This window comes from Microbacterium sp. Z6_144 (assembly GCF_057197625.1).
Genome location: NZ_JBXVPT010000001.1, coordinates 1,438,208 through 1,451,489, shown reverse-complemented (window position 1 = coordinate 1,451,489; position 13,282 = coordinate 1,438,208). Strand labels below are relative to the sequence as shown.

Below are 13,282 nucleotides of genomic sequence, written 5' to 3'. Positions count from 1 at the left end.
TCTTCAACGCCACGGATGACGTGGAGCGGGCGATCAGCGCGCTGGGTCGTTGCCGGCCGTTCGCGCGGTCCGGGAGAGCGGCAACCCGACGCACACCGCCACGACGACGACCAGTGCGGCCAGCGCCAGCCCGCCGTATCCGATCCACCCGAGGACGAGGCCGGCGAGCACGGCGCCGGCCGCGCCCACGAGGCTCATCGTGAAGTCGCTGACACCCTGACGCCGCGTGCGCACGTCCTCGGCGGACGCCTCGGTCAGCAGGGCCGAACCGGCCACGGTCGTCGCGCTCCACCCGAGCCCGAGGAGCACCAGCGCCACGGTGACGGCCGTCATGCTGTCCGGCGACAGGGCAGCGAGGATCAGCGACGCGGCCAGGAGGGCTTGGCCCACGAGGATGGTGGCTCCGCGGCCCACGCGGTCGGAGAGGACGCCGAACACCGGGGAGAGCGCGTACATCCCGGCCACGTGCAGGCTGATGGTGAGTCCGATGACCGACAGGGTGGCTCCGTGGTGCATCAGGTGCACGGGCGTCATGGCCATCACCGCCACCATCGCGGCGTGGGCGGCGGCCACCGCGAAGATCGCGAACCGGGCTGCTCGCGGACGGTCGGGGTGGGCGACGGCGACAGGAAGCGAACCGTCCGCGACCCGGCCCGCGATCCTCTGGGCGAGGAGGAGCGGATCCGGCCGCAGCCCCACCAGATAGACCGCGACGGCGAGGATCTGCGCGACGACCGTGAACACGTAGGGGCCCGTGAGTCGGGGCAGGCCGAGCAGGGCCCCCAGCTCCTCTCCCGGTCCGACCAGGTTGGGCCCGAGCACCACCCCGATCGTGGTCGCCCACACCACGAGCGAGAGCGCCCGCCCGCGGGAGGCGTCGGGGGCGAGGTCGGTGGCGGCGAACCGCGACTGCAGGTTCGTCGCTTGGCCTGCCCCCACGAGGGCGAACGCGACGAGCAGGAGCGGGAAGACCCGGGCCGCCGTGGCGGCGAACACCAGCAGGACGCCGGCCAGGGCCACAAGCATCCCTGTCGTCAGACTCAGGCGTCGTCCCCGACGCCGGGCGAGAGCTGCCAGGGGAATCGCGACGAGCGCGGTACCGAAGGTGATGGCAGCGGTGGCCAGACCCGCGAGGGACTCGTCGCCCGAGACGTCGGCGGCCAGCAGGACGCCGATCGACAGCGTTGCGCCGAAGGCCACGCCCCCGAGAACCTGCGCGGCGGCAAGCACCGCGACGGTGCGGCGCTGGATACGGGGAAGGTCGGCGGTGGAGGGAACCGCCGTCTCAGGCATCGCGTGCCGCATTGCGCAGCACTCCGATGCCCGAGATCTCGACCTCGACGGTGTCACCGGCGGTGAACGGGCCGACGCCGGCCGGCGTGCCGGTGAGGATGACGTCGCCGGGGAGGAGCGTGAAGGCGGCCGAGGCGTAGGCGATTATGTCGGCGACCGAGAAGATCATGTCGGTCAGCGGCGCCTGCTGCTTCACGTCACCGTTGAGGCGGGTCGTGACGGTGGCGGACGCGGCGTCGAACTCGGTTTCGATGACGGGGCCCAGCGGGCAGAACGTGTCGAACCCCTTCGCCCGCGACCACTGGCCGTCGCTGCGCTGCAGGTCGCGAGCGGTGACGTCGTTGGCGACGGTGTACCCGAAGACGTAGTCGAGGGCGCGCTCGGCCGGGACGTTCTTGGCGATGCGGCCGATGACGGCGGCAAGCTCGCCCTCGAAGTGCGTGTTCTGCGACTGCGGGGGGCGCACGATGACATCGCCGGTCCCGATGACGGCCGTGTTGGGCTTGAGGAACAGCAGCGGCTCGGCGGGCACGTCGTTACCGAGCTCGGCGGCGTGGTCGGCGTAGTTGCGACCCACGCAGACGACCTTGGAGCGAGGGATGACCGGCGCCAGCAGCGCGGTGTCACCGATCGGCACCCGCTCCCCCGTCGGCTCGAACCCCGCGAACATCGGATCACCGGCGAGCACGACCAGGTCGTCGTCATCGACGATGCCGTAGCGGATGGCGTCCTGGTGGCTGAACCGCGCGATCTTCACCCGCCCAGCCTACCGACCTCGCCTTCCCCCTGCCCGTCCGGCCCAGCGCCCACGGATTCTCGCGGTTCGGCGGCGGCGAGGGGTCAGGCGTCGAGGCGCGTGAGCCAGCCGTGGCGGTCTTCGATGCGGCCGTACTGGATGTCCGTCAGCTCCTGGCGCAGCTCCAGCGCGAGGGTGCCGGTGGGCTGCACGTCGATGAAGTCCCGGCCCTTGAGCACGCCGATCGGCGTCACCACGGCGGCGGTGCCGCACGCGAACACCTCGGTGATGTCACCGGATGCGACGCCCTCACGCCACTCGTCGAGGGAGACCGACCGACCCTGCACCTTGTGCCCGCGGTCCTTCGCGAGCTGGAGGAGCGAGTCGCGCGTGATGCCCTCGAGGATGCTGGGCGACTCGGGTGTGACGATCGTGCCGTCCTTGAAGACGAAGACCACGTTCATCCCGCCGAGTTCTTCGACGTTGCGCTTCTCGTCGAGGAAGACCACCTGGTCGCACTCGTGCTCGTACGCCTCGGACTGCGGCAGCAGGCTCGAGGCGTAGTTGCCGCCGGTCTTGGCCGCCCCCGTGCCGCCGCGGCCGGCGCGCGCGTAGTCCTCGCTCAACCAGATCGACACGGGCTTCACGCCGCCCTTGAAGTAGGCGCCCGCGGGGCTCGCGATCAGGTAGTACGCCACCTTGTTCGCCGGTCGGACGCCCAGGAACGCCTCCTTGGCGAACATGAAGGGCCGCAGGTACAGGCTCTGGTCCTCGCCGGAGGGCACCCACGCCCCGTCCACGGCGACGAGCTCTCGCAGCGACTGCAGGAAATACGTCGCCGGCAGCTCCGGGAGCGCGAGGCGCCGGGCACTGCGCTGCATCCGCCGCGCGTTCTGGTCGGGCCGGAAGGTGTGGATCGATCCGTCGGCGTGACGGTAGGCCTTGATGCCCTCGAAGACCTCCTGCCCGTAGTGCAGCACGGCCGCGGCGGGGTCGAGGGAGATCGGCCCGTACGGCGAGACGCGGGGGCGGTGCCATCCGCCGCGCACCGACCAGCAGATGTCGACCATGTGGTCGGTGAAGTACGTGCCGAAGCCGGGGCTTGCGAGGATCTCCTCGCGCTGGGCCGGAGATTTCGCGGCAAGGTTTCGGGTGACGGCGAAGTCGAGGGGCTCGAGTCCGGTGTCGGGGTCGCTGTCGATGAGAGTCATGTTGGTCCTGGCGGGTCGGGGAGCAGGGCGGCAGTGCTCGCGCGGGTCCAGACTACGCCTGGAGCCGGGCGAGGATCGCGTCCCCGATCTGGGTGGTGGTGCGGGCGGTGCCACCCCGGGAGGCGATGTCCTCCTCGACCGCGGAGGTGATGCGGTCGGCCTCCGCACGCAGCCCGAGGTGATCGAGCAGGAGCGAGACGGACAGGATGGCGGCGGTGGGGTCGGCCTTCTGCTGCCCGGCGATGTCGGGCGCCGACCCGTGGACGGGCTCGAACATCGACGGGAAGTCGCCATCGGGGTTGATGTTGCCCGAGGCGGCGAGGCCGATGCCACCGGTCACCGCGCCGGCCAAGTCGGTGAGGATGTCGCCGAAGAGGTTGTCGGTGACGATCACGTCGAAGCGGCCCGGGTTCGTGACCAGGAAGATCGTCGCCGCGTCGACGTGCAGGTAGTCCACGGCCACGCCGGGATGCTCCGCCGCCACGGCATCTACGATGCGTTTCCAGATGCCACCGGCGTGGACGAGCACGTTGGTCTTGTGCACGAGCGTGAGCTTCTGCCGGCGCCGCTCGGCGAGGTCGAACGCGTAGCGCACGACGCGCTCCACCCCGAAGGCGGTGTTGACGGATGTCTCGTTGGCGATCTCGTGCGGGGTGCCGCGGCGGATGGATCCGCCATTGCCGACGTAGGGCCCTTCGGTGCCCTCACGGACGACGACGAAGTCGATGTCGCCCGGCTCGGCGAGGGGGCCGGGCGCACCGGGGTAGAGCGTGGAGGGACGCAGATTCACGTAGTGGTCGAGCTCGAAGCGCAGCGTGAGAAGCAGACCGCGCTCGATGTTGGCGTCCTTGAGCCGCGGGTCGCCCGGCACGCCGCCGACCGCGCCGAGGAGGATCGCGTCATGCGCGCGGATGGCGGCGAGGTCGGCGTCGGTCAGGGTGTCACCGGTCTCGAGGTAGCGACCGGCGCCGAGCGAGAACGGCGTGCGCTCGAAGGTGACGTCCCCGCCGGCGGTGACGGCGTCGAGCACCTTCACGGCCTCGTGGATGACCTCGGGGCCGATGCCGTCACCAGGGATGACGGCGAGCTTCACGACGCGCGACATGCTTCTCCTTGCAAGGAAGGGCGCGTCAGGTCTTCGCGCCTCGGGTTCCCCCCAGGCTAGCGGCCGCGATCACCCCGGCCACGACGATGAGCCCCGCGCCGATGAGGGCCGTGACGACCACTCCGGAGTCGAATGCGTGGGACGCCGCGTCGTGCAGCGCCGCACCGAGTTCCGGCGGCAGCGATCCGGCCGCCGCAACGGCACCGGCAAGTGTCTCGCGCGCCGCATCCGCCGCTGCCTCCGGGACGCCCTCCGGGATGACGAGCTGCACGCGGTACATCGCGGTGAGGATGCCGCCGAGCACCGCGGTGCCGAGCACCGCGCCGAGTTCGTACGCCGTCTCGGACACCGCGCTGGCGGCACCGGCCTTCGCCGAGGGAGCGCTGGAGAGGATGAGCTCGTTCGATACGGTCTCGGCCGCACCGATCCCGATGCCCAGCGCCACGAAAGCGCCGATGAGGGCCGGCAGGTGGCCCGTGGCGAAGGCCACCACGAGGTAGGCGGCCACCGCGAACAGGAGGGCGACGGGCACCACGATGCGTGGTGGGTAGCGCTTGGCGATCGGAACGACGAGGAGACCCGACACGATCATCGCGGCGAGCCCCGGGACGAGCGCGAGTCCCGCGTCCAGGGGCGAGAGCCCGACGACCAGCTGCAGGTGCTGGGCGACGAAGTACAGGAAGCCGACCAGGCCCACGACGCTCAGGAGATTGGCGAGGATGGCGCCCGAGAAGCTGCCCTGCCGGAACAGGCTCATATCCAGCATCGGCGTCTCCAGGCGCAGCTGCCGGCGGACGAAGAGGACCCCGAAGACCGCGCCGAGCGCGAACATCCACGGCGCGAGGCTCACCGGTCCGTGCACGGCGAGTTCCTTGATGCCGTAGACGATCGGGACCATCGTTCCCAGCGACAGCAGGATGCTGACCGGGTCGATGCGGCCGGGGCTGGGGTCGCGGCTCTCGGGAACGAGCAACGGAGCGAGGATGAGAAGAGGGATGAGCACGGGGACGGCCAGCAGGAACACCGACCCCCACGTGAAGTGCTCGAGCAGGAGCCCGCCGACGATGGGGCCGAGGGCCGAGCCTGCCGAGAATCCCGTCGCCCAGATGGCGATGGCGATCCGCCGCTGATCGCGGTCGCGGAAGATCGTCCGCAGAAGCGACAGCGTCGAGGGCATCAGCATCGCCCCGAAGACGCCCAGGAGCGCCCGTGCCGTGATGAGGAGCGCGGCCGTGGGGGCGAAGGCGGCCAGCGCGGAGACGACTCCGAACCCGGTGGCTCCCAGCAGCAGCATCCGCCGACGCCCGAACCGGTCGCCGAGGGTTCCCATCGTCACGAGCAGGCCGGCGAGCACGAGCGGGTAGGCGTCGATGATCCACAGCTGCTCGATGCTGGTGGGCGCGAGGTCGAGGGCGATCGCCGGCAGTGCGAAGCTCAGCACGGTGTTGTCGACCGACACCAGGAGCACGGGCAGCATCAGGACCACCAGCGACACCCACCCGCGCCAATCGGCGCGGACGATGGGTACGTTCGAGGTGGGATGTGTCATCTGAAGCATGGGTGCGCGGGGCCTAACTAAACCGTCCAGCCGGTATAGTAACACGTGTCCCTGCTCCTCGCCCCCGGATACGATCGGACCATGAGCCGCCCACCCCGCGCCCGCGAAAGCGTCCTCGACGCGTTCGCCCGCATCCTTGCCGACGACGGCGAGCGCGCCGCGACGATGGATGCCACCGCGCGCGCAGCGGGGGTGTCCAAGGGCGGGCTCCTCTATCACTTCGCCTCCAAGGAGGCACTGGAAGCGGGACTGCTCGAACGACTGGAGGCGCTGGCCGCCGACGACATCGGCCGCATCAAGGAGTCGCCGGAAGGTGCAGCCGCGGCCTTCATGCGCACGTCGCTGCACACCGGCACGCCGCTCGACAACGCGATCGTCGCCGCCTCGCGCCTCGCGCAGAACGGCAGCGCGCCCGCGATCGCGGCGCTCCGCCGCGTCCGCGAGCTGTGGGAGGACGCGATCCGACCCGACACCCGCGACGAGACCGCATTGCAGCTGGTGCTGCTCGTCAGCGACGGGCTCTACTTCAACAACGCCCTCGCCGTGGGGTCCGTCCCGGGGCCGGTGCCCTCCGGCGCCGCGCTGGACGCGCTCATCGACCTCGTGCGCGACGCGACGCGGCCCGACGCGTGACCGGCGTCAGGACTCGGTGATCTCGATCTGACGGAAGAGTGCGGCGTCGATGTCGGCGCGGACGCGCTCGAGCAGGTCGTCGGGCACCGGCGAGTCCACGGTGACCACCGACAACGCCTGGCCGCCCGCGGCCTGCCGGGCGATCTGCATCCCGGCGATGTTGATCCCGGCCTCACCGAAGCGCTGCCCGTACACCGCGACGATGCCGGGGCGGTCGGTGTACAGCATCACGATGTGGTGCTTCTCGATCGGCAGCTCGACGGCGTACCCGTTGATGCCGACGAGCTTCTCGATCTGCTTCGTGCCGGTGAGCGTTCCCGACACCGACAGCTGCGACCCGTCGGCCAGCGCGCCCCGGAGCGTGATGACGTTGCGGTACTCGTCGCTGACCTCGTCCACCAGGAGGCGCGCGTCGACGCCGCGCTGCTCGGCCAGCAGCGGCGCGTTCACGTAGGACACGGTCTCGCTGACGATGTTGGTGAACACGCCCTTGAGCGCGGCGAGCTTGAGCACGCTCACGTCGTACTGGCTGAGTTCGCCGTGCACCTCGACGTCGAGGCTCGTCAGCGGGCTGTGGGCGAGGGAGGCGAAGATCTGGCCGAGCTTCTCCACCAGCGCGATGCCGGGGCGCACGTAGGGGTCGATCACGCCACCGGCGACGTTCACCGCGTCGGGGACGAGTTCCCCGCCGAGCGCCAGCCGCACCGACCGGGCGACCGAGACGCCGGCCTTCTCCTGCGCCTCCTCGGTGCTGGCCCCCAGGTGCGGGGTGACGACGACGTTGGGGAGGTCGAGCAGCCGGCGCGCGGGGCCGTCTTCGGCGGGCGGCTCGGTGCTGAACACATCCAGCCCGGCGCCGGCGATCTCGTGGGTCGTGAGCGCCTTGTAGAGCGCGTCCTCGTCGATCAGGCCACCACGGGCGACGTTCACGACGAAGGCGCTCCGCTTCATCCGGCGCATCTCATCGATGCCGATCATGCCGGTGGTCTCGGGGGTCTTGGGCATGTGGATGGTGAGGAAGTCGACCTGCTCGAGCAGCTCGTCGAGCGTGACCAGCTGCACACCCAGCTGCTGGGCGCGGGCGCTCGTGACGTAGGGGTCGTACGCGATCACGCGCATGTCGAACGCCTGCAGGCGCGCGGCGATGAGCGCTCCGATGCGGCCGAGGCCCACGATTCCGACGGTCTTCTCGAACAGCTCGGTGCCCGTGAAGGCGCTGCGCTTCCATTTCCCCTCCGCCAGCGATGCGTGGGCGGCCGGGATGCGGCGGGCAAGGCTCAGGATGTGGCCGATCGTGAGCTCGGCGGCCGAGACGATGTTCGAGGTGGGAGCGTTGACCACCATGACACCGGCGGTCGTCGCGGCCTTGATGTCGACGTTGTCGAGTCCGACGCCGGCGCGGGCCACGACCTTGAGCACGGGAGCTGCGGCGATCGCTTCGGCATCCACCTTCGTCGCCGAGCGGACGAGGATGGCGTTCGCGTCGACGAGCGCGGCGAGCAGCGCCGAGCGGTCGGTGCCGTCGACGTGTCGCACGTCGAAGTCGGGACCGAGTGCGTCGAGGGTCGCGGGCGAGAGTTCTTCGGCGATGAGCACGACGGGCTTCGTCACAGGGCAATTCCTTCGGGCGCGCGGGCAGAGGAGCCGCGCCGCCGGGATCCCCCGCCTCGGGAGGCGTGGCGAGGCCTCAACCAGCCTAGCGCGGGCGCCGAAGTGCCCGAGACCGTGTGACGGCCCGCGGGTCAGCCGCCATAGAGCGCGAAGGAGGTCACCGCGTAGGCGAGGATGTTCACCCAGAACGCCGCCGCCACGGCCAGCCCCGCCAGGAGGGTCAGTGCGAACTCCCACGCCCTGCGCCGCCAGCCCAGGGCGAAGGCGACGCCGAACGCGACCAGCGGGAACACGATGGGGAGGATCTGGACGAACCAGCCCCAGCCGTTGAGGCCCAGGGGTCCGGTTGCCTGGCGGACGAGGAGGTCGACGGCGCTCCACACCAGGTAGGCGTAGAACAGCCCGAACAGCCCGGCGATCGCCACCGTGCTCCACGCGGGCTGTGCGCGGGCCGGGCGTGTGGTGTCGGCGGTCATCCGAGGGCTCCGGTGGCGAGGAAGGGCCAGGGTACGAGCAGCACGACCCCGGCGAGGAGCCAGGCGAACCGCACCCAGGTCTTCGCGCGGCGGGTGAGGGCGAACACGGCCGCGAACCAGATCAGGGGCGCGGCAGCGGCGGCCAGGGTGATGACCACGAGAGCCGCCTCCGGCACGGGCAGTCCCGCAACTCCCCGCAGGCGGAAGCTGACGATGAGCCAGCCCACGGAGAACAGGATGAACGCGGCGGCGACCATCCCGACGCCCACGAGCCCCGCGTTGCCGAGCGGGGCCGGCGCCGCCGCGGGGGGCGGGTTCTTCGGCCGCGACCCCCGCGCGGGCCTCGGCCGGCTCCCCCGTCCGACGGGGGTGAACCCCGGCGGAAGGTCGGGCTCATCGCTTCGCCGTTCGGGAGTTGCAGCGGTCTGGGCGCGGGCCTCGAGCGTCGGGTCGTCGTCGCCATCCCAGCTCAGCGCGTCGTCGTCGCGTCCGTTGCTCACTCCCCCAGCGTATCGGCGGGCCGGCATCCGCGCGGGGGCCTCCGCCAATGCCCGACGACGTCAGGACAGGGGAAGGCTCGCCAGCACCGCATCCACCTCACCGCGGGCTGCCTCGCCGCGGTCGCTCACGCCCGTGAGCGCGTCGAGACCGTCGGCGGCATCGCCGTCCGCATGGGCCTCGGCGAGGCGGACATTGGCGCGGAGGTTGATCAGTGCCGCGCCCAGGCCCGCGCGCAACGCCTCCCCCGCCACGCCCGTGTCGGCCACGAGATTGCGGTTTCCCACGACGGCGACCGCGCGGAGTTCACCACCGAGAGCGATGCCGATCTCGGCGAGCCGCGCCGAGGATTCGGCCGCAGCAATGGCTGCCGCGTGCAGGTTGGCGCTCCGGTCCGCGCCCTCGGCCGCCAGGGCCTCCCCCAGGGCGACCGAGCGGATGCCGTCCTGGTACGCGGCGTCCAGGCACTGTGCGCGGAGCACGCGAACGCGCTCCGCCGCGCGATCCGCCTCCGGGTCGTCCCGCGTGTACCCGCACACCATGTGCAGGAGCGCGGCGGCCAGCGCCATCATCACCCCGGCCGCCGACCCTCCGCCGGGCGCCCCGGTGGGTTCGGCCAGGCGGTCCAGCCACTCGTCCAGTGCGAGCGAGGCGGGTACATCGGGGTCGGTCTGCATGCGCCCACGATAGCGACGGAGAACGACGGATGCCCCGGACCGTGACGGTCCGGGGCATCCATGCAGGAGAGGTCAGCGCGCGGCCGAGCCCTCCACGTAATCCGAATCGGCCTGCTTCCACGCGAACAGCGACCGCAGCTCCTTGCCGGTGGCCTCGATGGGGTGGTTCTGCTCCTTCTCGCGCAGCGCGAGGAATTCGGGCGCCCCGGCGTCCTGGTCGGCGATGAAGCGCTTGGCGAACGCGCCGGACTGGATGTCGGCGAGGATGCCCTGCATGCTCTCCTTCACCGCCGGCGAGATGACGCGCGGGCCGGAGACGTAGTCGCCGTACTCGGCGGTGTCGGAGATCGACCAGCGCTGCTTGGCGATGCCCCCCTCCCACATGAGGTCGACGATGAGCTTCAGCTCGTGCAGCACCTCGAAGTACGCGATCTCGGGCTGGTATCCGGCCTCGGTGAGGGTCTCGAATCCGGCCTGCACCAGGTGGCTGACACCGCCGCAGAGGACGGCCTGCTCACCGAACAGGTCGGTCTCGGTCTCCTCGGTGAAGGTCGTACGGATGACACCGGCGCGCGTGCCGCCGATGGCCTTGGCGTACGACAGCGCGGTGTCCCACGCGGTACCCGACGCGTCGCGCTCGACGGCGATGATGTCGGGGATGCCGCGGCCGGCGACGAACTCGCGGCGCACGGTGTGACCGGGGGCCTTGGGAGCGACGAGGATGACGTCGACACCCTCGGGCGCGTCGATGTAGCCGAAGCGGATGTTGAACCCGTGCGCGAAGGCGAGGGTCTTCCCGGGGGCCAGGTTGTCGCGGATGCTCTCGGTGTAGATGTGCCGCTGATGCTGGTCGGGCGCGAGGATCATGATGAGGTCGGCCCACGCGGTGGCGTCGGCGACCGAGCGAACCTCGAACCCGTCCTCCTGCGCCTTCGCCGCCGACTTCGAGCCGTCCTTCAGCGCGATGGCGACCTCGACGCCGGAATCGCGAAGGTTCTGCGCGTGCGCGTGACCCTGCGAGCCGTAGCCGACGATCGCGACTTTCTTGCCCTGGATGATCGAGAGGTCGGCGTCGTCGTCGTAGAAGATCTCTGCCATGGGGTTGTTCTCCTTGATGGGGGGTCGAACGGAGGGCTAGTTACGCAGTACGCGCTCGGTGATGCTCTTACCCCCGCGGCCGATCGCCACGAGGCCGGACTGGGCGAGCTCCTTGATCCCGAACGGTTCGACCGCCCGGAGGAAGGCCTCCACCTTGCCGTGGTCGCCGGTGATCTCGACCACGAGGGCGTCAGGCGCATAGTCGACCACCGACGCGCGGAAGAGGTTCACGACCTCGAGCACGTGTGATCGGGAGGCATTGTCGGCGCGCACTTTCACCAGCATATGCTCGCGCTGCACGGATGACACCGGGTCGAGCTCGACGATCTTGATGACGTTGATCAGTTTGTTCAGCTGCTTGGTCACCTGCTCCAGCGGAAGATCCTCGACGTCGACGGCGACCGTGATCCGGGACAGCCCGGGGATCTCGGTGACGCCCACGGCGAGCGAGGTGATATTGAAGCCGCGGCGGGCGAACAGGCCCGCCACGCGGGTGAGCAGACCGGGTTTGTCCTCCACGAGGAGGCTCAGCACATGGTGCGGCATGTTCTCAGCCCTCCTGGTCGAAGGTCGGCGCGTGATCGCGGGCGTACTGGATGAGGCTGTTGCTCTTCCCCTGCTGGACCATGGGCCACACCATGGCGTCGGCGCTCACGACGAAGTCGATGACGACGGGGCGGTCGTTCGTCTCCAGCGCCGTCCGGATGGCCGCGTCGACGTCCTCCTCCTTCTCCACGCGCAGCGCGAGGCAGCCGTAGGCCTCGGCGAGCTTGACGAAGTCGGGGATGCGGACGGTGCCGTGGCCGGTGTTGAGGTCGGTGTGGGAGTGCCGGCCGTTGTAGAGCAGCGTCTGCCACTGACGCACCATGCCGAGGGAGGAGTTGTTGATGATGGCGACCTTGATCGGAATGTTGTTGATGACGCAGGTGGCGAGCTCCTGGTTGGTCATCTGGAAGCACCCGTCGCCGTCGATCGCCCACACCACCCGGTCGGGTTCGGCGACCTTGGCGCCCATCGCGGCGGGCACGGCGTAGCCCATGGTCCCCGCTCCCCCGGAGTTCAGCCACGAGTTCGGCCGCTCGTACTTGATGAACTGGGCAGCCCACATCTGGTGCTGGCCGACCCCGGCCGCGTAGACGGCCTCGGGTCCGGTGAGCTCTCCGATGCGCTGGATCACGTACTGCGGCGACATGTGCCCGTCGGTCGGCTGGGTGTACCCCAGCGGGAACTCCGCCCGCAGCCCGTCGAGGTAGGCCCACCACTCCTCGGTGTCGGGAGTCGCTGTGCCCAGCGCCTCCCGGTACGCCGCATCCAGGTCGACGAGCACATCGCGAAGATCCCCCACGATCGGAACGTCGGCGGAGCGGATCTTGGAGATCTCGGCCGGGTCGATGTCGACGTGCACAACCTTGGCGTTCGGGGCGAAAAGCGCCGCCTTGCCCGTCACCCGGTCATCGAACCGCGCCCCGAGCGACACCAGCAGGTCGGACTCCTGGAGGGCGAGCACCGCCGGGACGGTGCCGTGCATGCCGGGCATCCCGAGGTGCTGCTGATGCGAATCGGGGAACGCGCCCCGAGCCATCAGCGTGGTCACGACCGGTGTACCGGTGGTCTCAGCGAAGGTGAGCAACTCCTGCGACGCCTTCGAGCGGATGACGCCGCCGCCGACGTACAGCACCGGCTTCTTCGCGCCGGCGAGAAGCTGAGCTGCGGCCTGGATCTGCTTGCCGTGAGCCTTCGTCACCGGCCGGTAGCCGGGCAGGTCGATCTTGGGCGGCCAGATGAAGGGCGCCTTGGCCTGCTGGGCGTCCTTGGTGATGTCCACGAGGACGGGGCCGGGACGGCCCGTGCCGGCGATCTCGAAGGCGGCCGCGATGGCCGAGGGGATCTCCTCGGCCCGCTTGACGAGGATCGAATGCTTGGTGATCGGCATCGTGATGCCCACGATGTCGGCCTCCTGGAACGCATCCGTTCCCATCAGCGTGGAGAAGACCTGACCGGTGATGCACACGATCGGCACGGAGTCCATGTAGGCGTCGGCGATCGCGGTCACGAGGTTGGTCGCGCCCGGTCCCGACGTGGCGATCGCCACACCCACGCGCCCGGAGGCGGCGGCGTACCCTTCGGCCGCGTGGCCGGCGCCCTGCTCGTGGCGCACCAGGATGTGGCGCACCTCGGAGGTGTCCATGAGCGGGTCGTAGACCTCGATGATCGCGCCGCCGGGCAGGCCGAACACGTCGGTGACCCCCAGCATCTCGAGGGAGCGGACGACCGCCTGCGCGCCCGTGAGCACGGGCGCTGCGGCGGTGCGAGCGGGTGGTCGGGGAACGGCCGGAGCGGATTCGGCGGGCATGGTGATTCCTCGGGACGGGGATGGATGACGGGA

At 70.4% G+C, this 13,282-nt stretch carries 13 protein-coding genes; 1 reads left to right on the top strand and 12 read right to left on the bottom strand.

Annotation, left to right across the window (positions count from 1 at the left end):
* Positions 1-33: 33 nt before the first annotated feature.
* The 5 genes from AC2DGY_RS07090 to AC2DGY_RS07070 form a co-directional block, all read right to left on the bottom strand.
* Complete coding sequence (locus tag AC2DGY_RS07090; RefSeq protein WP_484508993.1) at positions 34-1,293, bottom strand: MFS transporter; 1,260 nt, start codon at positions 1,291-1,293, stop codon at positions 34-36.
* Positions 1,286-2,050: a fumarylacetoacetate hydrolase family protein gene (locus AC2DGY_RS07085; RefSeq protein ID WP_484508992.1), complete on the bottom strand. Its 765-nt coding sequence runs from the start codon at positions 2,048-2,050 to the stop codon at positions 1,286-1,288. Before AC2DGY_RS07085 ends, AC2DGY_RS07090 begins: the two co-directional genes overlap by 8 nt.
* Positions 2,051-2,133: 83 nt before the next feature.
* Positions 2,134-3,240, bottom strand: a complete 1,107-nt coding sequence (locus AC2DGY_RS07080; protein ID WP_484508991.1) for a branched-chain amino acid aminotransferase — start codon at positions 3,238-3,240, stop codon at positions 2,134-2,136.
* A 52-nt stretch (positions 3,241-3,292) separates the two neighbouring features.
* Positions 3,293-4,345 carry a 3-isopropylmalate dehydrogenase gene (locus tag AC2DGY_RS07075; RefSeq protein WP_484508990.1) on the bottom strand — a complete coding sequence of 351 codons (1,053 nt, stop codon included), beginning with the start codon at positions 4,343-4,345 and terminating at the stop codon, positions 3,293-3,295.
* A gap of 25 nt (positions 4,346-4,370) precedes the next feature.
* Positions 4,371-5,894 (bottom strand): MFS transporter, encoded by a 1,524-nt coding sequence (locus AC2DGY_RS07070; RefSeq protein WP_484508989.1) that lies wholly within the window; start codon positions 5,892-5,894, stop codon positions 4,371-4,373.
* 90 nt (positions 5,895-5,984) lie between these two features.
* Here AC2DGY_RS07070 and AC2DGY_RS07065 point away from each other — a divergent pair, with 90 nt between their 5' ends.
* Positions 5,985-6,536 (top strand): TetR/AcrR family transcriptional regulator, encoded by a 552-nt coding sequence (locus tag AC2DGY_RS07065; RefSeq protein WP_484508988.1) that lies wholly within the window; start codon positions 5,985-5,987, stop codon positions 6,534-6,536.
* Positions 6,537-6,542: 6 nt separating this feature from the next.
* Here AC2DGY_RS07065 and serA read toward each other — a convergent pair whose 3' ends face one another.
* From serA to AC2DGY_RS07030, 7 genes are all read right to left on the bottom strand, one after another.
* The gene (serA, locus tag AC2DGY_RS07060) at positions 6,543-8,147 is read right to left on the bottom strand and encodes a phosphoglycerate dehydrogenase (RefSeq protein WP_484508987.1); all 1,605 of its coding nucleotides are present in this window, start codon (positions 8,145-8,147) and stop codon (positions 6,543-6,545) included.
* A 131-nt stretch (positions 8,148-8,278) separates the two neighbouring features.
* Complete coding sequence (locus AC2DGY_RS07055) at positions 8,279-8,623, bottom strand: bacitracin resistance protein (RefSeq protein WP_484508986.1); 345 nt, start codon at positions 8,621-8,623, stop codon at positions 8,279-8,281.
* Positions 8,620-9,123, bottom strand: coding sequence for a DNA polymerase III subunit gamma/tau (locus AC2DGY_RS07050; RefSeq protein ID WP_484508985.1), 504 nt, complete (start codon positions 9,121-9,123; stop codon positions 8,620-8,622). Before AC2DGY_RS07050 ends, AC2DGY_RS07055 begins: the two co-directional genes overlap by 4 nt.
* 60 nt (positions 9,124-9,183) lie before the next feature.
* Positions 9,184-9,798, bottom strand: a complete 615-nt coding sequence (locus tag AC2DGY_RS07045; RefSeq protein WP_484508984.1) for a cyclodeaminase/cyclohydrolase family protein — start codon at positions 9,796-9,798, stop codon at positions 9,184-9,186.
* 72 nt (positions 9,799-9,870) lie between these two features.
* Positions 9,871-10,896, bottom strand: a complete 1,026-nt coding sequence (gene ilvC / locus AC2DGY_RS07040) for a ketol-acid reductoisomerase (RefSeq protein WP_484508983.1) — start codon at positions 10,894-10,896, stop codon at positions 9,871-9,873.
* 36 nt (positions 10,897-10,932) lie between these two features.
* Entirely contained in the window at positions 10,933-11,442 is a 510-nt protein-coding gene (gene ilvN / locus AC2DGY_RS07035) for an acetolactate synthase small subunit (protein ID WP_484508982.1), read from the bottom strand.
* 4 nt (positions 11,443-11,446) lie between these two features.
* Entirely contained in the window at positions 11,447-13,249 is a 1,803-nt protein-coding gene (locus tag AC2DGY_RS07030) for an acetolactate synthase large subunit (protein ID WP_484508981.1), read from the bottom strand.
* Positions 13,250-13,282: the final 33 nt, after the last annotated feature.

Coding starts and splice junctions, on each gene's coding strand:
- ilvN (WP_484508982.1), bottom strand. CDS start 11,442: ATGCCGCACCATGTGCTGAGCCTCCTCGTGGAGGACAAACCCGGTCTG.
- AC2DGY_RS07080 (WP_484508991.1), bottom strand. CDS start 3,240: ATGACTCTCATCGACAGCGACCCCGACACCGGACTCGAGCCCCTCGAC.
- AC2DGY_RS07045 (WP_484508984.1), bottom strand. CDS start 9,798: ATGCAGACCGACCCCGATGTACCCGCCTCGCTCGCACTGGACGAGTGG.
- AC2DGY_RS07070 (WP_484508989.1), bottom strand. CDS start 5,894: ATGACACATCCCACCTCGAACGTACCCATCGTCCGCGCCGATTGGCGC.
- AC2DGY_RS07075 (WP_484508990.1), bottom strand. CDS start 4,345: ATGTCGCGCGTCGTGAAGCTCGCCGTCATCCCTGGTGACGGCATCGGC.
- AC2DGY_RS07065 (WP_484508988.1), top strand. CDS start 5,985: ATGAGCCGCCCACCCCGCGCCCGCGAAAGCGTCCTCGACGCGTTCGCC.
- AC2DGY_RS07030 (WP_484508981.1), bottom strand. CDS start 13,249: ATGCCCGCCGAATCCGCTCCGGCCGTTCCCCGACCACCCGCTCGCACC.
- ilvC (WP_484508983.1), bottom strand. CDS start 10,896: ATGGCAGAGATCTTCTACGACGACGACGCCGACCTCTCGATCATCCAG.
- AC2DGY_RS07055 (WP_484508986.1), bottom strand. CDS start 8,623: ATGACCGCCGACACCACACGCCCGGCCCGCGCACAGCCCGCGTGGAGC.
- AC2DGY_RS07090 (WP_484508993.1), bottom strand. CDS start 1,293: ATGCCTGAGACGGCGGTTCCCTCCACCGCCGACCTTCCCCGTATCCAG.